Below are 20432 nucleotides of genomic sequence, written 5' to 3'. Positions count from 1 at the left end.
ATTTCTAATCTCCTGGAAGTACAGTCTTCAATCGAAGTGCACCTGATTTTGTTTCTTGGAAAACAGCAGATCCCGTCCCAAAAGGAACCCGCAAACGATCTACTTTTGACGGATCGGGTAAAGTTCCGTTCGGTAAACCATTCCTTCTTATACTCTTAGAAAGCCCTCTTAGTGCGACGGTGGCTTCCTTAGTAGTCCCAAACCCCGCCCTTTCCACAGCTCTTTTCGCTGCATGCGCTAGGTTTGAATTGACAACTCTTCTCCCTCTTGTCCCTGCCACTCCTACTATTGCTGCAGTTGCAGAACCGGCTATATGGGCGGGAGAATTCGCATTCACCTCAGAGTCAGAAACGAAGTCGGACGTATCAACTTGCACTTCTACATGCGGATTGACACTTAACGTACTCTCTAATGCCTCTCCGAGACCAGTAATTAATCCATCAAAGAAGTTTACTACATTCTCCTTGGTCAATTGAGATGCCAAATCATCAACAGTGTTTGAAACTTCACTCGCGGTGCAATTGTCATCAGCTACACTACAGCCCTGCTCACCTAACGGATCGATAAGATTAACCGGGTCGCCCATCGTATAAGCATACCGATTCACCATCCCGGGCTCCATCGTGTCCAAAAACGTCACCGGATCGATGCTCGTAAACCGCCCAGCGCCCGGATCGTAGTAGCGGGCCTGCATGTAGGTCAGGTTCATGTCTGTGGTGGCGTCATCGTCGATGTGGCCGGTGAAGCTGCCGAGATCATCATTGGCGGCGGGGGCGGTGAGCTTGTCGCCATAGGGGGCATATTGCTCCCGCCACAGGACCGCGCCGCTCTGGCTCGTGCCGGCTGTGGCCGAGCCGAGCTGATCCGGGTGGAGATAGGTCCGCGTGTAGGTGAGCGCGACCGTATCGACCTCGATCCGCGCGAGGCTCATCCCCGCGCCGCGCACATAAAGCGTCATCTTACACAAATGCGCCTTGTCCACGAGCGCGAGCTGCCCCGCCGCATTATAGACGTTGAAAATGGTTTTATCGACCGGGCCGGTACAGCCGGGTGAGGCCGTCGCCGACGCTGTGGACGCGCCCAAAGCCGGAGAGAGGCTGTCCGCAGCGCCGCCCTTTTCAGGCTTGGCTTCGACCTCTTTGTAGGCGTCAAAGCCGCCGCGGGCGCGGTCCGCATAAACCGGACGGGCCCGCGCGGCCATCGCCTCCGCTGTCCCGTCGGATAGGCGATCAAAACGCCCTTCCGTTGCGGTGGACAGCATGGATGCCAGAATGTCCGACACCTCCGATGGGGGCAGGCTGGATTTCGAGCGCGACTCCGATGTTCGGGCCGCTGAGGTCAGCCGCGATACGTCTGCCGAGAATGCGCTGGCGGATTCGCTGGAGCCGCCACCGGATGCCATGGCGGCTGACGGGGTGGCCGCAATGAGGCGCACACGTTTCTGATTGCCGTCATATTTGTAGGAGGTCGTCGTGCCGCTGGTTGTCGCGGCTGACGAGGTCATTTGATAATTTTTGTCATAGGCGAGCCATGTCGGGCCAAATTGCTGCATGTTGCCGCGACCATCATAGGCAATCCAGCGATCCCCTTGTCCGCCCGACGCGAGCGCGAGATTGTCGAGCGAGCGGATCAGCCGATTGGACGGTGCGTCATAGACATTGATGACAGAGCGCGTGCCGCGTGCCTTGGTTTTCAGATTGCCAAGCGCGTCATAGGTGAATGACCCGGCGCCCCATGGCCCGCTCGCCGAAGTCAGGCGGCCCAGATTATCATAGCCATAGCTGCGCGTATTGCCGGAGTCTGCCAGATCCGTCACGCCAGATATCTGTCCGCGCGGCGTGTAGCCATATTGCTGATCAAAGGCGAGCGTGCCGGTTTTGGACGCTCTAATCCGTGCCGGCTTCAGCCGCGCATCCGGGGTCAGCACATAGGCGTGACCATTGCCATAATTCATCGTGCTTAAGAAGCCGCCCGCATGGTAGACCGCATTGGTGGCAAGATTGGAGCTGCCGATCTGCACGGTTTTGTCGCGACCGAGTGCGTCCGGGACGGAGTTAATATCAAATCCGCCGGGCAGCGTCTTCTTCGTGATATGGCTGAGCGGATTATAGACATAGGTCGTGTCGTAGATACGCCCGTCCGTCGTCAGCTTCTCCCGCGTCAGATTATTCATCACGTCATATTCGTAATCCCAGTTCACCGCGTCACCACTGCTGCCGCGATAGACCTGCGTGAGATTACCATTGGCGTCATAGGTGCGCTCAATATCTGGCGTCACACCATCGCTAAACGCGGTCGCCCTCAAGCCGCCCCGTGGCCAGTAAGTGAGCAGGACTCGTTCCACGCCAGTTGGGGTGACGCATCCAGTCCCAGCGGCGTAGCCCCGCGCATAATGTGTCAGCTGGTTCGCATTATCATGCTTATAGACTGTGTGTCCGGCTTCCGGCGTGACGTAACGGCAGAGACGCTGGCGCGCATCGTAATAATAGTTCCGCGTGGTGGTTGCTCCGCCGCCACTCTGGGTCACGCTTGTAACGTTGCCCAATGCGTTGCGGACCATGTCCGTCGTCACACTCTCTGGCTGCTGAATCTTGAGCACATCGCCCTCGCCCGGCCCACCATAGCCATCGGTCCACGTCGTCGTGACTTGAGACGCCGGGTCAGTCACAGCCGTTCGGTGTGAGGACAGATAGGCGAATGAAGTCGTCGCAAAGGGGGTGACATTCTCCGCTTGTGTTTTTGTGCGTCCCAGCGCGTCATAGCTAATGGTCGTTCCCGTTGTGGGAGACGAGGAGCCAGAGGGGAACGAGGTGAAGAGCGGCCGCGCCATCACGTCATAGGTCGATTTGACGTAAGATTGCCCACTGGTGGTGGTTATATCTCTCGTGTGATTTAGAATGGGCCGGAGCATACTGTCATGGGTGATGACGGTCTGGCGATTACCCTGCGTGATGGTCTGAACCGCGCCGTAAGCTGGGAAACTATAGGCAATGGACGTGTTGCTGAAATAGCTGCCCGGCGGGTTCAGCAATGTCAGGCGTCCCATCGCGTCATATTGGTAGGCTGTGGTTTGGGATTTCGGGTCCGTCTGGCTGGTCACCCAGCCATTATTGTCGACGACCTGGGACATGCTTGTCACGTCAGGATAGACCACGAGCTGCGGCTTGCCGCGCTTCCAGTTCTGCGCTTGCGTCTGGCGGTTCAGCGCATCTCTGAACCAACTCATTGTGCCGTCAGCATTATAGCCAAATGTCGCCCAAGGCAGTGAATAACTCGTCTGTGCCGTCTTCTGTCCGTTGGTGTTATAGGTGTAGCCCGCGACCTGAGTGCCCGCGATCGAGATTGTTTTGGGCAGCCCTAAAATCCACTTTGTCGCATTATGCTCGTAAGTCGTTGTGCGTTGTCTCGGCGTCGTAGACACGTTCGAAAATGTGCGCGTCGCTATAGGCAGACTGTAGGAATAGGCGCTTGATGACTGGTTAGTATTGTAATCAGACTCGCTCGTAAACGTATCGCCGTCGCGGGCGACCACTGTCTTTTCAATCTCGACCGGCGTGCCAGCAGACAGAGGTGACAGAATACGCGAAATTGGCGGAAGCGAGTAGTTATTGGGGATATAACTCCCCCCATAAGTCCCGGTTTGAAGATAATCATTCTGCCGTGTTTCGACGATGGTTCCGCCCGCCGTGCTGCGGATTTCCATACGCGCTAATTTACCACCAAACGCTGTCCCGGCATGCAGGTGAGGTCCGCCGCCCGACATAATGTTCCAATAATGATAGAAGGTGTTTTCAACGCCATCTGGGCCGACAACTTTCGTCCAGTTTGTCGGGTCGGTCGATGATGAAGCAATCGGATGACCTTCAATAGCATGCCCGACTGGGTAACGCGAAACCGGGTAATCTTCCTCGTAAGAATAAAGCCACTCCGACGTTGGAATGTCGTTGCCTGTAATCGTCTTCCGAGTGACGGACATGGTATCCATTGTTTCGTGGATGATGTCATAATTGTCCGGCGTTCCAAACGGCGCAGGAAAGCCACCCGAGCACCGTAAAGACGCCTCGACCCGCCAATGTGCAAACCCATTGCGGTGGTTTTTCTCGCTAATGTCAAACGTCCCTACAGCACCATTAGGATGGGTCAGCGACATGGTGCCGCCATTGTTGATGCAAGCTGTTCCCGCATAGGGGCGCATGTGCATGTAGGCGAGACTGAACGACCAGGACTTGCTGTCGGGCCGAGTGACGCTGGTGAGAATCTTTTTGGCCGCGTTGAAATCTCCCAAAAACGGGTCTGACACGCTCGTTGATGTATAATTATAGGTCCACGTCCGACCGTTTGTGGCCGCACTGGCAATAACTTTTGACGACCCAGAATAACTTAATGTGATGGACCGACCATCGTTCGAGTGGATTTGAGTGAGGCGATTGGAAGAGTCGTAAGCATACCGAACCCAGTTGCCATGAACGTCCGTGACCTCTGTCGCCATCAGCATGACTTTGACGCGAGACAGCGGCATGACCGCGCTTGAGTTTGCGCCGTCCGGACCGAACGCGCCAAGATTGATGTGATCATATTTGATATATTTGTCGAAGCGGTAGCTATCCCCGTTGGGAGCCTTCGCGATAAAGCCTTCTCCGCCGTCGCTGGCTGACCCGCACGTCAAATACCAATTATCCGCGGTGACATGCTTTGCTGCCGCTGGAAACGGCGTCGTAATGGACGTGGATTTCTGAAGAACTTGTTGCGATCCGGATCCCGGGGCATCCAGCATTAAGCCGCTTGAATACTCCACCGGATACGCAAGCCCCGATAAGCCGCCTGCATTAGGGTATGACTCGACGCCGAAAACAGACGTCGGGTTGCTGCATCGTGCCCCTGTCCAATCGGAATGGGTCACGACATGAAGTCGGGGAACGTCGTAACTCCAATCCCCAAATTCAGCGTCCACGCTGAACTTATGGTAGTAGCCCTGAGTTAGTTTACGCGTCAGCCTCACAGGCAAAGCTGAGTTGCCCGGAATATCAATGTCCGTGTGCTGAAAGGAGATCGTCCCCGTATGAGGGTCGATATTGTCGCCCATGATGTCCAAACCGTGGGCTGTGAGTTCCTGTGCAATGTTCGACCGCTTGTCCCACTCAACAATGGGTTCGACTTCAGTCCCGCCTGAACTGAATGATGACAAAGGGGCAAAACCCGGGACAGGGATCGCATCTTCAGGGGATGGTTGAGGCGCAGGCTGTGGTTCGAGAGGAGGCGTTTGCGCATGACCAAGCGATATGCTGAGCCAGAAAATCGACAATATCGTCGACAAGGCGGCAGGGACTCGAACATTGAAGAAGGATTTCATGACACCACCGCAAATTAAATGTTCTGCTTGAGCCCCACCCCGCGCAATATGAATAACTCGATAATCGGCTTCTAGTGTCATCTATGTGTCGAAATCATGGCATAATTGTGAATTTCGTTAATGAATCCTTAGATTGCGAATTCCTCTGATCTCATTGTCATCAGATTTCATGGTAAGAAGTTTCTCATGCAAGATGCATAGGCTGATCCGCACACCCGCATTAGCCAAGATGTCGCGCATTTTTCCTGTAAACCCCCTATATTTCAAGAAAATGGGACAAGACGGACAGATGTCCGGCAAGAATATCCTCGACGATGCGTGGGATTAAGTATCCCATAGGGACAAGTGTCTTGGTATTGCTGTGACGCAATCCGTTAGCTTCGGTGAACTACTAGATCACGCCGACCTCTTTGGGTTTGAGGCTACTCTCATAGGAGTCCCGCTCTCGCAAAGAGCATGGCAATTGCCGCATCAGGATATGAGGCTGGCTGAACCTACCCACCCAACACCACTATCCGTCGACGATCCGACCGCCAAACTTCACAAATCTCTAAAGGGCTTTTTGTTGTTGCGCTGAGTCTGTTTCTTGGCGGAAATCATCTAGAAGAGTCGCGATAGTCTTGACCGAAATTGGCTTCGTCAATGTTTGCGGCAAATCCAGACCAAGCATGCAGCCAAAGCGCTGCGCTGTAGCGATCATTTCCTGATCTTGCCCGCTGGCTAAGATGATGGGGCCGCTAAACTCGACGCGAGCCAGGTCTCGGAGGAGTTCAAGCCCGTCCGCTTCTGGCAGAGTTAGATCAAGTAGAATGAGGGTTGGCGTGGAGCCCTCAAGCGCCGCGGACATGCTGCTTGGACACTCGGCTTCTAAAACCGCATAGCCAGAATCTTCTGCAACATCGCGGTAAAGTTCGCGGATAGGCGCAATATCATCAACAATTAACAATGTATCTGTCGCCGTGTTGAGTGGGCCGTCAGTCATAGAATCGAACTCTCTGTCTCAAGGATGGGAGCCACAGTCTTTTGTAAGGCAGCCCCAATTTTACTCGCCAAGTCAGAGCGCCGATAAGGTTTCGTGACAAGGTTTTTGGATGACGTGATTTGACCGTCTCGCAACACAGCCGCATCGGCATAACCCGTGGTAAAAACAGTTGGCATGTTGGGATAAACACGGCGCGCATGACTGGCCAATTGGGACCCGTCCATACCCCCCGGCATCACCATATCCGTAAACATGAGATCAATGTCGGTGCGTTCGGCTAAAAGGTTTAACGCCGTGTTTCCACAATTAGCCGTAACGACACGGTAGCCGAGATCCTCTAACAGAGCCGCGGCCATGTCGCGCACGTCTTCCTGATCTTCGACAACCAGTATCAGCTCTCCGTTACCATCGGCTATGGACGCCGATATGGCCTGACGATCATGGACGGCCTTTTCTGCCACATTGGCATCAACTGGTAAGTAGAGCCGAACAGTCGTGCCATGACCGACTTCGCTATAGATGCGCGTGTATCCGCCGGTCTGTTTCGTGAATCCGTAAACCATACTCAGTCCCAGCCCAGTGCCGCTACCGACCTCCTTGGTTGTGAAAAACGGCTCGAATACTTTTTCGAGTTTGTCTGCCGGAATCCCCTCGCCCGTATCTGTCACGGCTATCATGACATAGGCCCCTGCAGCCAATCCATCGACATTCGCTACATAGTCATCATCTAGAATAATGAATTCGGTCTCTAAGGTCAGTTTCCCACCGGTTGGCATTGCGTCACGAGCGTTGACAGCGAGGTTTAGCAGTGCGGATTCTAACTGTGCCGCATCTGTCCGGATATTGGGTAAATTATCAGCCAGTGTACATTGTAAAGAGACTTTCTCGCCCAGCACGCGGTGGAGCATGTCGCTCATACCGGCAACGAGCGGCGTCGGATCGACGAGTTCCGCTTCAAGTTTTTGTTTGCGTGAAAAGGCCAGCAGACGGCGCGTCAGCTCCGCACCCTTTTCGACAGCGGCAGAAGCCGCCGCAATGCGCCGCAGTGATTTCTCGTCCTCGACCGAACGCTCGATCAGTTGAAGGTTGCCCAATACAACGCCAAGCAAATTATTAAAATCGTGGGCAAGACCGCCGGTCAGCTGGCCCACAGACTCCATCTTTTGTGCCTGCAGGAACTGGCGTTCGACGATTTTCCGATCTGTTATATCGGTCAAAACCGCCATCGCACTGACTAGATTTCCATCTGGATCGTGCTCCGCCACGGCAGACAGCAAGACATCGACGATCTCGCCAGATTTCGTCTGCATTTGATGCTCGATATCTTTGCAGTTTCCTGTCTCGGACTGTTGGGGCATGACATTCTTCATCGCGCGGGCCGCAGACTCCGGCGTCAGGAAGTCCGTCGACTTTCGACCGATTACCTCGTCACGCTCATAGCCGAGACGTTCCAACCAATAATCGCTGACGCTCAATAGTTTGCCATCACCATCAACGGAATGAAGCATGGTTGGCGTTGCGTTGTAGAGATTCCGATATCGGGTCTCGCTATCACGTAACCCTTCTACAGCGACTTTTTCAGAGGTGATGTCCGAAGAGGCCACAAAGACAAAGCGGTTCCCTGTCTCCGGATCTATGTAAGGGACTTTGTCCGTCCGGACCCAGCCACGGTGACCCTCATCCGTTACATACTCCTCTACGATACCTAATTTGGGCTGACCTGAACGAATAACGGCGAGATCGTCATCGTGATATTTCTTCGCGAATTCAGGGTAGAGATCATACGTGTTTAACCCCTCCACATCTTCAACGGTTTTACCTAATGAATCTGCTGCGGATTGGTTTAACCGCAGAATAGTGTTTTTATCGTCTTTGAAGAAAATCCACATCGGGATGCCATTGAAGATGAGTTCAAGCTCAGCCTGATTCCGGCGCAAGGCCTGCTCCGCTTTACGGCGTTCAGAAATGTCCCGTCCTTCGGCGATCAGATTGATGACGTTACCGTCGGCGTCCATGATGGGTTTCAGAGAGAAATCGATAGGGATAAGATCACCCTGCCCGCTTTTCGCATTGACCTCATAGCGCTCAAAATTACCGGCAGCAGCACTTCTGATAGCATCCTTCATACGACTTTTAATGGCGTCATCATCTGGCCACCACGGGGTTTCCCAGAGCAGTTTTCCGGCAACCGTATCGCGGTCAAATCCACCGAAATCCAAAGCCGTCTGGTTTGCTTCCAACATAATTCCATCGACGTCGAGCAAGCCACAAAACTGAAAGGTATGATCGAAAATCGCGCGGAATTTTGCGTCCGCCTCAGCGATTTTGTAGGCGGAGTTCCGTGCGTGAGTGACATCTTGCATGGACGCAACGGCACCGATTTTCTTTCCCTTTGAGTTCAGCATCACCGTCGCATTCGCCACAATGAAGCAGGCAGGTTGATCATTTGGCGCGATGACCATTTCCTGATCTTCGACTGTTTCGCCGTTGAGCGCCCGGTAAAGCGGCACACGAGCCATGCTTAGAGGGGTTTCGCCGTCAGCTTCGAAAAGATCAAATTCATCGGCCCACTGCTCCGGTGGGATCGGCTTGCTATCCACGCCGTGAAATTGGCGTGCGGCGCGATTGAAAAGCGACAGATTGCCATCAGCGTCACAAGCCACGACGCCGTCATGTATGTTTTCCAGAACCGCTTGGGTGAATTGCTTACTTTGTTCCAATTCAGCAGCTGTCGAGTACCGCATTTCAATATGATCAACGACAATATCGGCTAGGTCGGAGAGGAGCCTCTTATCTGTCTCACTGAATTCAGGACGAGGCTTGTCATCTATGATGCAAAGTGTGCCGAGGGCTAGTCCCTCAGCATTGAGCAAAGGGGCGCCCGCATAGAAACGAATTTTAAGTCCACTCCGAACAAGCGGGTTGTTCTTAAACCGGTCATCCTTGGTCGCGTCGAGGACGACGAAAACGTCTTTGGCTAAAATAGCGTGCGCGCAAAAGGCTACATCACGGCTCGTCTCGGACGCTTTTAGACCGCAGCTCGCCTTGAACCATTGACGATCTATATCGACCAGAGAGACAAGCGCAATCGGAACATCAAACTGCCGAGACGCTAAATTGACGACCCGGTCGAACTCACCATTAGAGTCGGTATCCAAAATGGCATAGCGATGAAGCGCCTCAATGCGCTCAACCTCATTGTCCGGTAATTTTGCTACAACGGTCATATACGCTTCCGTTTCCGCATCCTAAAACTGTGAGAGACTCAAAGGAATTAGATTGAAGAGTGAGGGTTGAGGTCAAGTTAACTCAGAAGCTAAAGCGTCAATTTAGCGCACTATTAGAGACCCTGAAGCCTCCCTCAGGCGAAGCTTACCCAGTCAGGTCGTGAGGCTCTAATTCGTCCGTTAGGCTGCGATCTGTGGCGCACTCTGGACATTGCGAGAATAGGCTTAACCCATGCTGCTGGAACGCACTTCTGGTCTAATGGTTTAGACGGGTCTAGCTCGATGGAAAGAAAGCCTGAATTTCCTCCCGTCGAGCCATAGCGTCTGCATAGCCCAAATCAATTAAAGCGCCGACATAACCGGGCTCAAATAATAAATAGCTTTCAATCCGCCCTAAAGCGGATTCTGCCGTTCGTCGTTTGATTAGCCATCGTAATCGGCGCGGCATTTCAGGCGCATGCTTGCGTGCCAAGCTTCGTAGAGAGATCGACGGGTTGATGGAAAACACGTCGATCATCTTCAGCTTCGCATCCGCTCGTTCCTTTGGCGTTAAGTGTTGAACCAATGTGTTTAACCGTTTCAAACGCTCAATATCCGACTCAAGACTATCGTGAAAAACAATGTCCAGAGCATAGCCTCCTAAATCCCCCACTGATGGATACTCGGTCTTAAAATCGTCCGCTTTGTGCCGCTCAGGTAAGCTATCGCGGGTGCCGATAACGAAAAGCTTGTCTGCCCCCAAATGGATGGCCGGCGCGAGCGGAGACGTTTGGCGCAAAGCACCATCTCCGAAATATTCATTGTCAATTTTTACGGCCGGAAAGAGGAGCGGAAGAGCCGCCGAAGCCATAACTTCGTCAATATCGAGCGCCCGCTTACGCCCAGCCCGGCGGACGCGGTGCCAGTCTTCCGCCTCATCTAGCTTATCGAAAAAGGTCACTGCATAGCCCGAGTCATAACCCGAGCAAGTGACACAAATCGCCATGATCGAGCGATCTTTGACCGCATTCGCAACTTTACCAAAATCGATGTTATCTAACAAAGTTTCACGCAACGGGCTGCTATCGAGAAGCGATTTGGGCGGGTTGGAGATGTGCTTGGGTAAGAGCGTCGCAAAGCCTAGTTTGAGCGCCGTCCAGAAAATCTTTCTAAGCCTTGGGTCAAAGACTTTGGACGTCGTCAAATTCCGCCAAAATCTCTCTAAGTTTTCCGTACTGGCGACAAAGTCATCCGAAACAGATGCTAAGCCTGCCGCATTAAGACCGCCCACCGAGATACCGGAAATAATATCGAACGGCTCCGGCTGACGGTCTAGAATTTCACTGACCGCTTTTAAAACGCCAACTTGATAGGCTCCGCGCGCGCCGCCACCTGTCACGACAAGTCCTGATATCGGCCTTAATTTCATTTGTTACCTATATCAGCCTTCTAGTCTCTTAGATCAGGCAGTGTGACGTTCAAGCCGATTTTGGACCGAGCGCAATGCCGATGATATCGATAAGGCTCATAATATTGGCTTCTTAGGGAAGCGAATATCTGTGATTTTGGCCTTGAAAAACGGATAATAGTCATCCGTACCAAAATGATTGCCAACCTCGACGCGTGTTGCAAGCCGGTATCCTTCGAACAGTTCAAACTCTGAGAGATAACCACCGAATGGCTGTGGCCGGAATAACTTCTCAGGATTCGCGTTGGTCCAGCGCTGGATGATAACTGTGTTTGGCCTCCCCGCTTCATCGACGCTAACATCAACAGATTGCGATAGCTTACCTAAGCGAACAGTCGCGCGGGCGCTCTTGCCGTCTATTGGCTCCCATATGACATGCTGGGCGGGAAGTAGACTGGCAGGTGACCAAACGGCCGCTTCTACGATTACGCGACCAAAAGCAGATCGTCGGTGATCAAGGCCTGTTGCGCGCACAATCGGGATGACCCCCAACAGCCAGAAGCGAGTCCAAGAGGTCGTCGGTGTCGCACCATCGGATCCAACTATTGCGCCAGTCTTCACCTTCCAGACAAACCCGAAAGGAGGAGACAAAATTTGCCTTGCCCGCATCGTTCGATAATTTGGACTTTCTTTTGAGCCCAGTCCGAGCTCACCTCTCATGGTAATCTCTATGACTCTGCGGAGGGGAGTCCCAGGCTGGATCATGTAATTGAAATATCGTCTTGCTGGCTCGGGCAAGGATGAGACGATCTCAGGATCGTAGATTCCGTCTGCATCACCGCTCAATTTGGTCAGCTCGAACCAAGCAGACTTTTCTGCCATTCGATCCCGCATCCTCATCCCCAATAGAAACAGGATCACCAGAAACAACAATGTGACTAGATAGAGCATCCAGATCATATTTTTGGGTAGCCTCGCCGCAGGTTCAATTCACGTAATGATATTGTATTTTGTCGAAGAAGTGCCGTAAGTCATTTTTCCTTTGGAAATCTTCAAATATGAGCCCTCGAATCTCCTAAAAAACTTCTCAACAGGCAGGAACCCGAATTATTTCGCCACACTTGTATAATTTTCTGCGATCTTTTCTGCTCCTTTTGACGGCTGCTTGGATGACGGGCTGCGTGCACGCTTCACTGAACCTAGATAACATTACTTACAAGACGACTACATCATCGAAGGAACCTCTTCGGGTTGATGGATTGGAGTCTAGGCACAAACGATTATTTGGTCCGGACGGGCAGCTCAGGGTCCTTGTCGTTAATGGGATGGCAACCCACGCGCATGGCTATTCGTTTGACGTTCAGAACAAGATTGCGAGTCAGTTAGGGTCGAGCCAGTGCATGGCGGATCGACTGATTGAGTTGGACACGCCCGCATTCGAGGTTGGAAAAGCGATCGGAGAACGTTTCGATCTTCCCCCGGCTACGCTTCGTATCACGCATTGGGGCGATGAGACTGACGGCACACCCCGACTTGTGTTCTATGAAACGCTTTGGACGCCTTATGCTGACGCCTTCGCCAATCGATTTCTCGCGCCGTATGAGAGCGATGTAGAGCTAGGCCTACGGTCCAGCCCAGACCATTGCGGCGGAGAAAAAGATGCGCCTCCTGTAAAGCAATTGATGGATGACGAACCGAATTTTCCATCCCGATCACTGTTAAACGGGATCATAAAAGATGATGTCATGTTGGACGGTCTGGCGGATGCCGTCCTATCCGTTGGTCCGCTGGGGGCGGCGGCACGAGATGCCATCCGACAAAGCATTTGTATCATGGCATCTGACGCCCTTGAGGTTCCGGCAAGGTCAGACACTTTTCCACGATGTGAACTGACACAGGCAACGATGGATCGCTTTGGAGGCACAGACCGCATCGTGACCCACCTAGATCAACATGAATTTGCGGTCCTGACCTATTCATTAGGAAGCTTCTTACTTTTGGATACGCTGGATGAATTTCGCTTATGGCCTGGCGACTTGGGAGCCGCGGAGCCCACTTGCGCCCTTATGCCGTCTTTGCTTGATGATACGCCTGTCTACATGTTTTCTAATCAGGTCGCCCTGTTACTGGCCGCCCACCCTCACTTCGGATGTGATCCTGAGACAAGCTGTAATCTGTATGCGGAATTCGGCGATCATAAGGTTTTGCTGACTGATCCAAGAGAGCATCGAGGCGCCGCAATATCTGCGAGCCAGTCTTGCGATGCGCAAACGAGCCTTCGGCTTATCGCCTTTAATGATCCGAACGACGTAATGGGCTACCGCCTTCCCGATTTCCTGATCGATAGCCCCTTGATCGGGTCAATCCTGAATATCGAAGTTAGAAACCCTGCACTCCAAATTCCTTTCTTACTCACCGATCCTGCCGCAGCGCATTCCAATCATGATCGGAATCCTAAGATTCTTGACTTCATGATTAAAGGGTGGGTCGCGGAAATGTCTGGAAGTGACGCAGCATCCAATTGATCAGATATTGACTGATGATCGTTTAAGCTTCTTGCCCATTTCCCTCTTCATTCCAGACTTTCGCAACGGAAATTGAGCGTCACAAAAATATTTGACCTGGCACTTTGTCAGACCAAGCCACTCAGTCCGTGTGGATTGATACCTTCAATCTGCGTAATGACCACACAGAGCGTCAACCACGACTTTTCCGACCCCGCCAGTGCAGGAATAAAAGATGGTCTGTGCGTCACGGTTTGCTGTGACGAGGCCAGCCGAACGCAGTTTTGCTAAATGCTGCGAAACTGACGATGATGATCGGTTTGTCAGCTCAGCCAACTCACCCACAGATAATTCCCCTGCGCTTAAGGCGCACAGGATCTTCAATCGAGTATCACTGGCCATGGCTTTGAGCACATGTGCGGCTTCATGAATTCGCTCCGACATAATCTCAAACGCCTCCGGCGAGGATATGTCAGGTCGGGTCATCAGGCGTTTGTTTCCGTAGGATAGGCGGTAAGATTCTGTTCTGTCGTGTCTGTATCAGTAGGTAACCAATTCGGCCCCCTTAGCGCAACATAGATTGCTGGAATAACCAGAACCGTCAGCGCTGTCGACGACGCCAAGCCAAACAGCAATGAGATCGCCAATCCCTGAAAGATTGGATCGGTCAAGATGACTGATGCGCCGATCATCGCCGCAAGGGCCGTGAGAAGGATGGGTTTGAAACGAATTGCGCCCGCATTAAGCAAGACGGTTTTGAGGGGCGTTTCAGCGTCTTGGCGCTGGCGGACAAAATCCACGAGTAAGATCGAGTTGCGCACGATAATGCCGGCGAGAGCAATAAAGCCAATCATGGACGTCGCGGTAAAGGCCGCGTCGAACAACCAGTGACCCAGCATGATCCCGATCAAGGTGAGCGGAACGGGTGTCAAGATGATCAGCGGAACCCGGAAGGTACCAAACTGAGCCACAACTAAGATATAGATGGCGAATAGGGCCACGCCAAAGGCCAGCCCCATATCTCGGAAGGTGACATAGGTGACTTCCCATTCGCCGTCCCAGAGCAGAGTCGTATGGCTCTCATCTTCGGGTTGACCATACATCCGTACGGTCGGTTGAACTAAACCGGCTGCGCCCCAATCGTAAGACGCAATCCGGTCCTGTATTTCAAACATGCCATAGATGGGAGCCTCATATTGCCCCGCAAGTTCAGCCATAACCATGTCGACAAAAAAACCGTCCCGACGGAAAATCAGCGGCGAGCCGAGTTGTTCGGAGACATCAACGAGAGCCCCGAGTTCGACAGGGTTAGCCTGTGGTCCCGCAAGGCGTCGCGGGACAGGAATCGCCGCCATGTTTTGCGACCAGTTACGTGCCGACTTTGGCACGCGAACACGTATGGTGAGTGGGTCGCGACCTTCGCCGCGCGGGCTTACGCCAACCGTCTGGCCGGAGAAAGCTAGCGAAAGCGTGTCCAGCACGTCACCCTGAGCAACGCCATAGTCTGCGGCGCGCGGTTCATCGACGGCAAGGGCTAGACGCGGCGCGGGGACCCCGAAGGAGTCGTCGACATCCACGATGAAGTCTGTGTCCTGAAACAGGCCACGTATGATGGTTGCGGTTTGCCTGCGCACCTCAGGCGTTGGACCGTAGATCTCTGCCATTAGGGTCGCAATGACCGGGGGTCCTGGCGGTACTTCGACGACTTTGACGCTGGTGCCAGCGGGTACTGGAATCGCGTTCAAGCGCTCGCGCAAGTCCAGTGCGATTGTGTGGCTGTCGCGGGATCGGTGAGATTTTTCCAACAGATTGACCTGTAGGTCGCCCAATTCAGACGATGCCCGGAAGAAGTAATGCCGGACCAGCCCATTGAAATTGAACGGTGCAGCGGTGCCAGCATAGGCCTGAATGGTCTCGACCTCTTCCACATCGCGCATGGCGTCGGCCAAAGCGAACAGCGTGCGTTCTGTGTCTTCGACGGAGGCGCTCTCCGGCAGGTCGACAATGATCTGGATTTCAGACTTATTGTCGAATGGGAGCAGTTTGACTGGAACGGTTTTAGTCGCAAAAAGCGTGAGCGACCCCAGTGTCGCCACACCAACGATCAGAAGAAAGGCCCAAGCCCGCGGACGCGAGGCGATAATGGGGTCGGCAACGCGGCGGTAGAAGCCGCCAAGACGTGTCTCACCGCCCGCGTGGCTATGACCAGCAATCCGTGCGCGCCCGGCTATTTTCACCATCAACCAAGGCGCGACCCCGACCGCGACAAAGAAAGAGAAAGCCATAGCAGCCGACGCGTTTGCCGGGATCGGGGCCATATAGGGTCCCATCAGGCCAGAGACGAACATCATCGGCAATAGAGCAGCAATAACCGTCAGGGTGGCGATGATGGTCGGATTGCCAACTTCGGAAACAGCGTCAATCGCCGCCTCTGTTCGCGTTCGACCATCTTTCATGGCCCAGTGGCGGGCAATATTTTCGATCATGACAATGGCATCATCGACCAGAATGCCGATGGAGAAGATCAGGGCGAACAGCGACACCCGATTGATGGTGTACCCCATCATTAAAGATGCAAACAAGGTGAGCAGGATCGTGGTTGGGATCACGATCAATGTCACCAACGCCTCACGCCAACCAATCGCAAAGGCGATCAATACAACAATCGAGATCGTCGCGAGCCCCAGATGATAAAGTAACTCATTAGCTTTGTGGTCTGCGGTTTTGCCGTAGTTGCGAGTTACCTCGACCCGCACGCCGTCTGGGATCAGTTGACCTTTAAGATACTCAACCCGTTTGAGGATCGCTTCCGCGACATTGACCGCATTCGCGCCGGGGCGTTTCGCCAACGCCAGCGTGACGGCTGGTGCAGCCTCGAAACCCGTGTCCGCATTCTTCCGGTTCAGTGTCCAGACCCGAGATTCTGTCTCGGCGCCAGTAACCTGCACGGCCGCAATATCTGACAAGTATACTGTTCGGCCATCTGCGCCGCGCAACATCAAACGTTCTAGGTCGCCGACTGAATCAATTTGTTCGCCAGCCTGAACGCGCAGGATGTCGCCGTCGCGCCGAGCCGTGCCGACGGGCATTGTGCTGGCCGCTTGTTGGACGGATTCGACCAATGACCGCAGGGAAATACCGTAAGATGCCAGCGCCGGGATATTGGGTTCAATGCGCATTTCAAGCATCCGTCCGCCAATCACCGTGGTGAGGCCGACATCTTCCACTTTGATCAGTTCTTTCTGCAACTCGTCAGCGATCAGGCGCAGCGACGTATCGGTCCAAATATCTCCGGTCCAATCCTCAGGCGATAGGGTCAGCGTCACGATCGGGACATCATTAATGCCCCGCCCAATGACCAAGGGCATAGGAACATTAGGCGGGATACGATCAAGGTTGGCCCGAATCTTCTCATGGATACGAAGAATGGCGTCGTCGGAATCGGTACCGACAATGAAGCGCGCAGTGACTAACGCGCCGTCATCCTGACTCTGAGAGTAGACATGTTCAACATCCGGGATCGCCGTGATGATTTCCTCAAGCGGTTTTGTGACCTGCTCGACCACATCCGGCGCCCGGAGCCCTGGGGCCGACAGCACAATATCAACCATCGGCACTGAAATCTGCGGCTCCTCTTCCCGCGGAATTGTGAGCAACGCGATCAAACCAACCGCGAGCGCTGTGATCAAGAAGAGCGGCGTCAATGGCGAGCGGATTGTCGAGCGCGTGATCGCTCTGGAGACATCCATTTTCATGAGCCAGTCTCCGGCAATGTGATGACATCGCCAACCCTCAAGCCAGACAGGATCTCCAGACGTCCTTGGGTATCCTCAACAGAACCTGCGAGGGCAACTGGCGCGTCGACGAACCGGGCACCAACCTTGACCCTGACAAAGTCAACACCATAGCGCGTTGAGACATAGGCGGCTGGCACCCGAATGGCGCGGCGTTCTCCCACTGAGGCCAAAACATCGATACGTTCACCAACCAAGGCATTCAGTCCCCCCTGAACCGTTGCGTCAGCAATGACAGCACCATCACGCAATTCCGGATAGATCTTGATGATGGTCGCCGTTCGAATTCCGCTGTCGTGGGACGGCAGGCGCAACAGGACCGTTTCGCCCTCGGTGATCGCCGCAGCATGTCGCTCGGGTAGGGACAAGCGGATGATCCCATCTAGTGTCGAGAACCGGGCAATGACTTCACCGGGAGAGACGATCGATCCGTTAACAACCTCAACACGGGTAACGCGGGAGTCCGAAGGCGCACGAATTCGACCCTCGTCCTGGCGAGCGATTAAGGTGCGCTGCTCAGCCTCCGCCGAAGCGAGTGACTGACGAAGCACTACGAGCCCAGTGCGAGCCGCATCAAGGCGCGCCTTGGGGAAAAAACCGTCGGCGTACAGAGCCTCGTTGCGGGTGATATCTTCTTCAACTTGCTGGATTTGCGCTTCAAGACCGTCGGCGCGGGATCTGAGCGATTCAAGCTGAGGGTTCAGCGTATTGTCGATGACGACAGCGACCACCGCGCCGCCCTCAACTTCGTCGCCCTCATCGACCACCAAATTCGTCACGACGCCTTGCAGGCGCGACCGAGCCGTCGCTGTGTCACCCGCTTCGATACGGGCGACGACCGGTCGGTAATCAACCACGAGGCTTTCTTCGATGGTGAGCGGCTGAGCGAGAACATCGAACCCGAAAAGAAACATAGCAATCAGAGGACAAAAAGCATGGCGGTATTTAATATTTGCCATGATCTTCCACCTGTCCCGTAGCCGGATTGATTTTAATGGTAGGATGACCAGCGGTCTTCCACTCCGCGATACCCCCCGCGAGATGGCAGGCGTCCGCCCCCGTTTCCGCTATGAACTGGTCAAGCGCATTGCGAGACCGCTTGCCCGACCCACACTGGAATACGACCTGTCTTGACCCATCGGTTGGGATCGCTTTCGGTTCAAAGGTCGAGAGTGGATGCAGCAGGGCACCATGAATGCGCTCATTAGCAAACTCGGCAGGCTCACGAACGTCAATCAGAAGAATCTCTTTTGCTCTCAATCTGGAAAACACGGTTCCAGCGGGCAAGTCATGGGGGTCCTTCATGGAAACGTCCTCTTAGCGCAGATCGCTCGAATACATGGGTCGCTTCTGTTGTGTTTTCCTGCGTTATGTCACTTAGTTCGTATTTTATAATATACAGTTTTTCGCATGAAACGTAATTTCAGTGAAACCGGAGAACGATCATGAGCCGCATTGTAATATTGGGTGCCGGTTTGGGTGGTGTGATCGCGGCTTTTGAAATTCGAAAGAAGGTTCGGCAAACCGACGACGTCATCATCATCAATGAAACGGACTTCTACCAATTTGTCCCGTCTAACCCTTGGGTGCTTGTGGGCTGGCGAGATCGGAAGGAGATACTTGTCGATCTTCTCGAACCGATGAAGAAGCGGCGCATCGAGTTAATTGTTGGCACAGCCGCAAAAGTCGAACCGGAAGACAAGCACGTCCGACTCACCGATGGGGAACGTGTCCCCTATGACTATCTCGTGATCGCCACGGGGCCAGAACTCGCATTCGACGCCATTCCGGGATTTGGGCCAGAGCATGGACACACACAATCCGTTTGCCACATTGATCATGCACTTGCAGCCAATGAGGCGTTCGAAGCCTTCTGCAAGGAACCAGGCCCAATTATCGTGGGCGCTGTTCAAGGTGCGTCGTGCTTTGGGCCTGCTTATGAAACGGCGATGATCATTGAGACAGAACTGCGCAAGCGTAAGATCCGCGACAAAGTCCCGATGACATTCGTCACACCTGAACCCTATATCGGCCATCTCGGATTGGATGGTGTTGGAGACACAAAAGGGTTGCTCGAAAGCGAACTGCGCGAGCGTCACATTAAGTGGATCACGAACGCCCGTGTCAAATCCATCGAAACGGGTCGCATGTTGGTCGAGGAGGTGGCCGAGGACGGCTCGGTCAAAACCGAGCATGAGTTACCCATGGCTTATTCTATGATGCTTCCAGGATTTCGCGGGGTCGAGGCAGTTCGGGATGTCGAAGGTCTCGTCAACGCCAAGGGTTTCATCATTACTGACAAGCACCAGAGAAATCCAACCTATCCGGAAATTTTCGGCATCGGTGTTTGCATTGCCATTCCGCCGATTGGCACTTCGCCTGTGCCAGTGGGCGTGCCCAAGACAGGTTTCATGATTGAATCCATGGTGACGGCAACTGCAGATAATATTGCCGCAATCATCAATGGAGAGAAGCCAAACCATGAGGCGACATGGAACGCGATTTGTCTCGCTGATTTTGGCGATGGTGGTGTCATGTTTGTAGCCCAACCCCAAATTCCACCCCGCAATGTGAACTGGTCCGTGTCAGGCGGCTGGGTTCATATGGCCAAGGTCGGGTTTGAGAAATACTTCCTCCACAAAATCCGCAGTGGACGATCGGAATCGTTCTACGAGAACGCGGCGCTTAGTTTGCTCAAGACCCACAAACTAAAAAACTGAACCCGAGCCATGTCGACCCAGTCCGATATTATGAACCGGCTGGTTTGCCCCGCTTGCGGCGCACTTAATCGTGCGCAGTCCAGTCGGAAACTGTCCAATGGTGCCTGTGGTCGGTGTAAGGAAACACTCGCCACCCCAATTCCGGTCGAGATAAACGCGATCCTGCTCGAACGGCTTCGATCACGTGATACGGGCGCATTTGTCATCGACGTCTGGGCCCCGTGGTGCGGGCCGTGTCGGATGATGGCCCCTGCCTATGACAAAGCGGCAGCGCAGCTCTCTGATCAAATTCGGTTTTTCAAACTCAATTCCGATGAACATCAATCGGCAGCGGCGACACTCGGAATTCGCGGCGTGCCAACCCTCATCGCTTATGATGGCGGGACCCAGATCGGTCACAAATCTGGTGCACCGACCGGCGACGGTCTCATCAAATGGATACAAACAACCTTCACAAAAAAGGATTAA

Annotated in this window: 12 protein-coding genes; 3 read left to right on the top strand and 9 right to left on the bottom strand. The window is 53.6% G+C overall.

The window, feature by feature from the left end; genetic code table 11:
- Positions 1-4: 4 nt before the first annotated feature.
- The 5 genes from QQL54_RS01960 to QQL54_RS01940 all read right to left on the bottom strand — a co-directional run bounded on the left by QQL54_RS01960 (position 5) and on the right by QQL54_RS01940 (position 11906).
- Positions 5-5431 carry an RHS repeat-associated core domain-containing protein gene (locus QQL54_RS01960; RefSeq protein ID WP_284386971.1) on the bottom strand — a complete coding sequence of 1809 codons (5427 nt, stop codon included), beginning with the start codon at positions 5429-5431 and terminating at the stop codon, positions 5-7.
- A gap of 469 nt (positions 5432-5900) precedes the next feature.
- Positions 5901-6332, bottom strand: a complete 432-nt coding sequence (locus QQL54_RS01955) for a response regulator (RefSeq protein WP_284386970.1) — start codon at positions 6330-6332, stop codon at positions 5901-5903.
- A complete protein-coding gene (locus tag QQL54_RS01950) occupies positions 6329-9559 on the bottom strand; it encodes a PAS domain S-box protein (RefSeq protein ID WP_284386969.1) in 3231 nt (1076 codons plus the stop codon). The genes QQL54_RS01955 and QQL54_RS01950 overlap by 4 nt, the downstream gene beginning before the upstream one ends.
- Positions 9560-9833: 274 nt before the next feature.
- Complete coding sequence (locus tag QQL54_RS01945; RefSeq protein ID WP_284386964.1) at positions 9834-10967, bottom strand: patatin-like phospholipase family protein; 1134 nt, start codon at positions 10965-10967, stop codon at positions 9834-9836.
- A 96-nt stretch (positions 10968-11063) separates the two neighbouring features.
- Positions 11064-11906 (bottom strand): DUF6544 family protein, encoded by an 843-nt coding sequence (locus QQL54_RS01940; RefSeq protein ID WP_284386962.1) that lies wholly within the window; start codon positions 11904-11906, stop codon positions 11064-11066.
- Between the two features lie 440 nt (positions 11907-12346).
- Between QQL54_RS01940 and QQL54_RS01935 the strand changes: the two genes are divergently transcribed.
- Positions 12347-13471 carry a hypothetical protein gene (locus QQL54_RS01935; protein WP_284386960.1) on the top strand — a complete coding sequence of 375 codons (1125 nt, stop codon included), beginning with the start codon at positions 12347-12349 and terminating at the stop codon, positions 13469-13471.
- A 144-nt stretch (positions 13472-13615) separates the two neighbouring features.
- Here QQL54_RS01935 and QQL54_RS01930 read toward each other — a convergent pair whose 3' ends face one another.
- From QQL54_RS01930 to QQL54_RS01915, 4 genes are read right to left on the bottom strand one after another with little or no spacing between them, the layout of a single operon-like run.
- Entirely contained in the window at positions 13616-13936 is a 321-nt protein-coding gene (locus QQL54_RS01930) for an ArsR/SmtB family transcription factor (RefSeq protein WP_284386959.1), read from the bottom strand.
- Positions 13936-17205 carry an efflux RND transporter permease subunit gene (locus QQL54_RS01925; RefSeq protein ID WP_284386957.1) on the bottom strand — a complete coding sequence of 1090 codons (3270 nt, stop codon included), beginning with the start codon at positions 17203-17205 and terminating at the stop codon, positions 13936-13938. Before QQL54_RS01925 ends, QQL54_RS01930 begins: the two co-directional genes overlap by 1 nt.
- Entirely contained in the window at positions 17202-18203 is a 1002-nt protein-coding gene (locus tag QQL54_RS01920; RefSeq protein WP_284386954.1) for an efflux RND transporter periplasmic adaptor subunit, read from the bottom strand. The genes QQL54_RS01925 and QQL54_RS01920 overlap by 4 nt, the downstream gene beginning before the upstream one ends.
- Complete coding sequence (locus QQL54_RS01915) at positions 18190-18549, bottom strand: rhodanese-like domain-containing protein (protein ID WP_284386952.1); 360 nt, start codon at positions 18547-18549, stop codon at positions 18190-18192. The genes QQL54_RS01920 and QQL54_RS01915 overlap by 14 nt, the downstream gene beginning before the upstream one ends.
- Before the next feature lie 140 nt (positions 18550-18689).
- Here QQL54_RS01915 and QQL54_RS01910 point away from each other — a divergent pair, with 140 nt between their 5' ends.
- Complete coding sequence (locus QQL54_RS01910) at positions 18690-19964, top strand: NAD(P)/FAD-dependent oxidoreductase (protein ID WP_284386950.1); 1275 nt, start codon at positions 18690-18692, stop codon at positions 19962-19964.
- Between the two features lie 9 nt (positions 19965-19973).
- Positions 19974-20432: a thioredoxin domain-containing protein gene (locus tag QQL54_RS01905; protein WP_284386948.1), complete on the top strand. Its 459-nt coding sequence runs from the start codon at positions 19974-19976 to the stop codon at positions 20430-20432.

Source organism: Algimonas ampicilliniresistens (genome assembly GCF_030159955.1).
Taxonomy (GTDB): Bacteria; Pseudomonadota; Alphaproteobacteria; order Caulobacterales; family Maricaulaceae; genus Litorimonas; species Litorimonas ampicilliniresistens.
This window is presented reverse-complemented; position numbering and strand designations above follow the sequence as displayed.

What these genes read in the sequence shown, in the direction of transcription:
- QQL54_RS01960 (WP_284386971.1), bottom strand. Translation starts at nt 5,431, where the DNA reads ATGACACTAGAAGCCGATTATCGAGTTATTCATATTGCGCGGGGTGGG.
- QQL54_RS01955 (WP_284386970.1), bottom strand. Translation starts at nt 6,332, where the DNA reads ATGACTGACGGCCCACTCAACACGGCGACAGATACATTGTTAATTGTT.
- QQL54_RS01950 (WP_284386969.1), bottom strand. Translation starts at nt 9,559, where the DNA reads ATGACCGTTGTAGCAAAATTACCGGACAATGAGGTTGAGCGCATTGAG.
- QQL54_RS01945 (WP_284386964.1), bottom strand. Translation starts at nt 10,967, where the DNA reads ATGAAATTAAGGCCGATATCAGGACTTGTCGTGACAGGTGGCGGCGCG.
- QQL54_RS01940 (WP_284386962.1), bottom strand. Translation starts at nt 11,906, where the DNA reads ATGATCTGGATGCTCTATCTAGTCACATTGTTGTTTCTGGTGATCCTG.
- QQL54_RS01935 (WP_284386960.1), top strand. Translation starts at nt 12,347, where the DNA reads ATGGCGGATCGACTGATTGAGTTGGACACGCCCGCATTCGAGGTTGGA.
- QQL54_RS01930 (WP_284386959.1), bottom strand. Translation starts at nt 13,936, where the DNA reads ATGACCCGACCTGACATATCCTCGCCGGAGGCGTTTGAGATTATGTCG.
- QQL54_RS01925 (WP_284386957.1), bottom strand. Translation starts at nt 17,205, where the DNA reads ATGAAAATGGATGTCTCCAGAGCGATCACGCGCTCGACAATCCGCTCG.
- QQL54_RS01920 (WP_284386954.1), bottom strand. Translation starts at nt 18,203, where the DNA reads ATGGCAAATATTAAATACCGCCATGCTTTTTGTCCTCTGATTGCTATG.
- QQL54_RS01915 (WP_284386952.1), bottom strand. Translation starts at nt 18,549, where the DNA reads ATGAAGGACCCCCATGACTTGCCCGCTGGAACCGTGTTTTCCAGATTG.
- QQL54_RS01910 (WP_284386950.1), top strand. Translation starts at nt 18,690, where the DNA reads ATGAGCCGCATTGTAATATTGGGTGCCGGTTTGGGTGGTGTGATCGCG.
- QQL54_RS01905 (WP_284386948.1), top strand. Translation starts at nt 19,974, where the DNA reads ATGTCGACCCAGTCCGATATTATGAACCGGCTGGTTTGCCCCGCTTGC.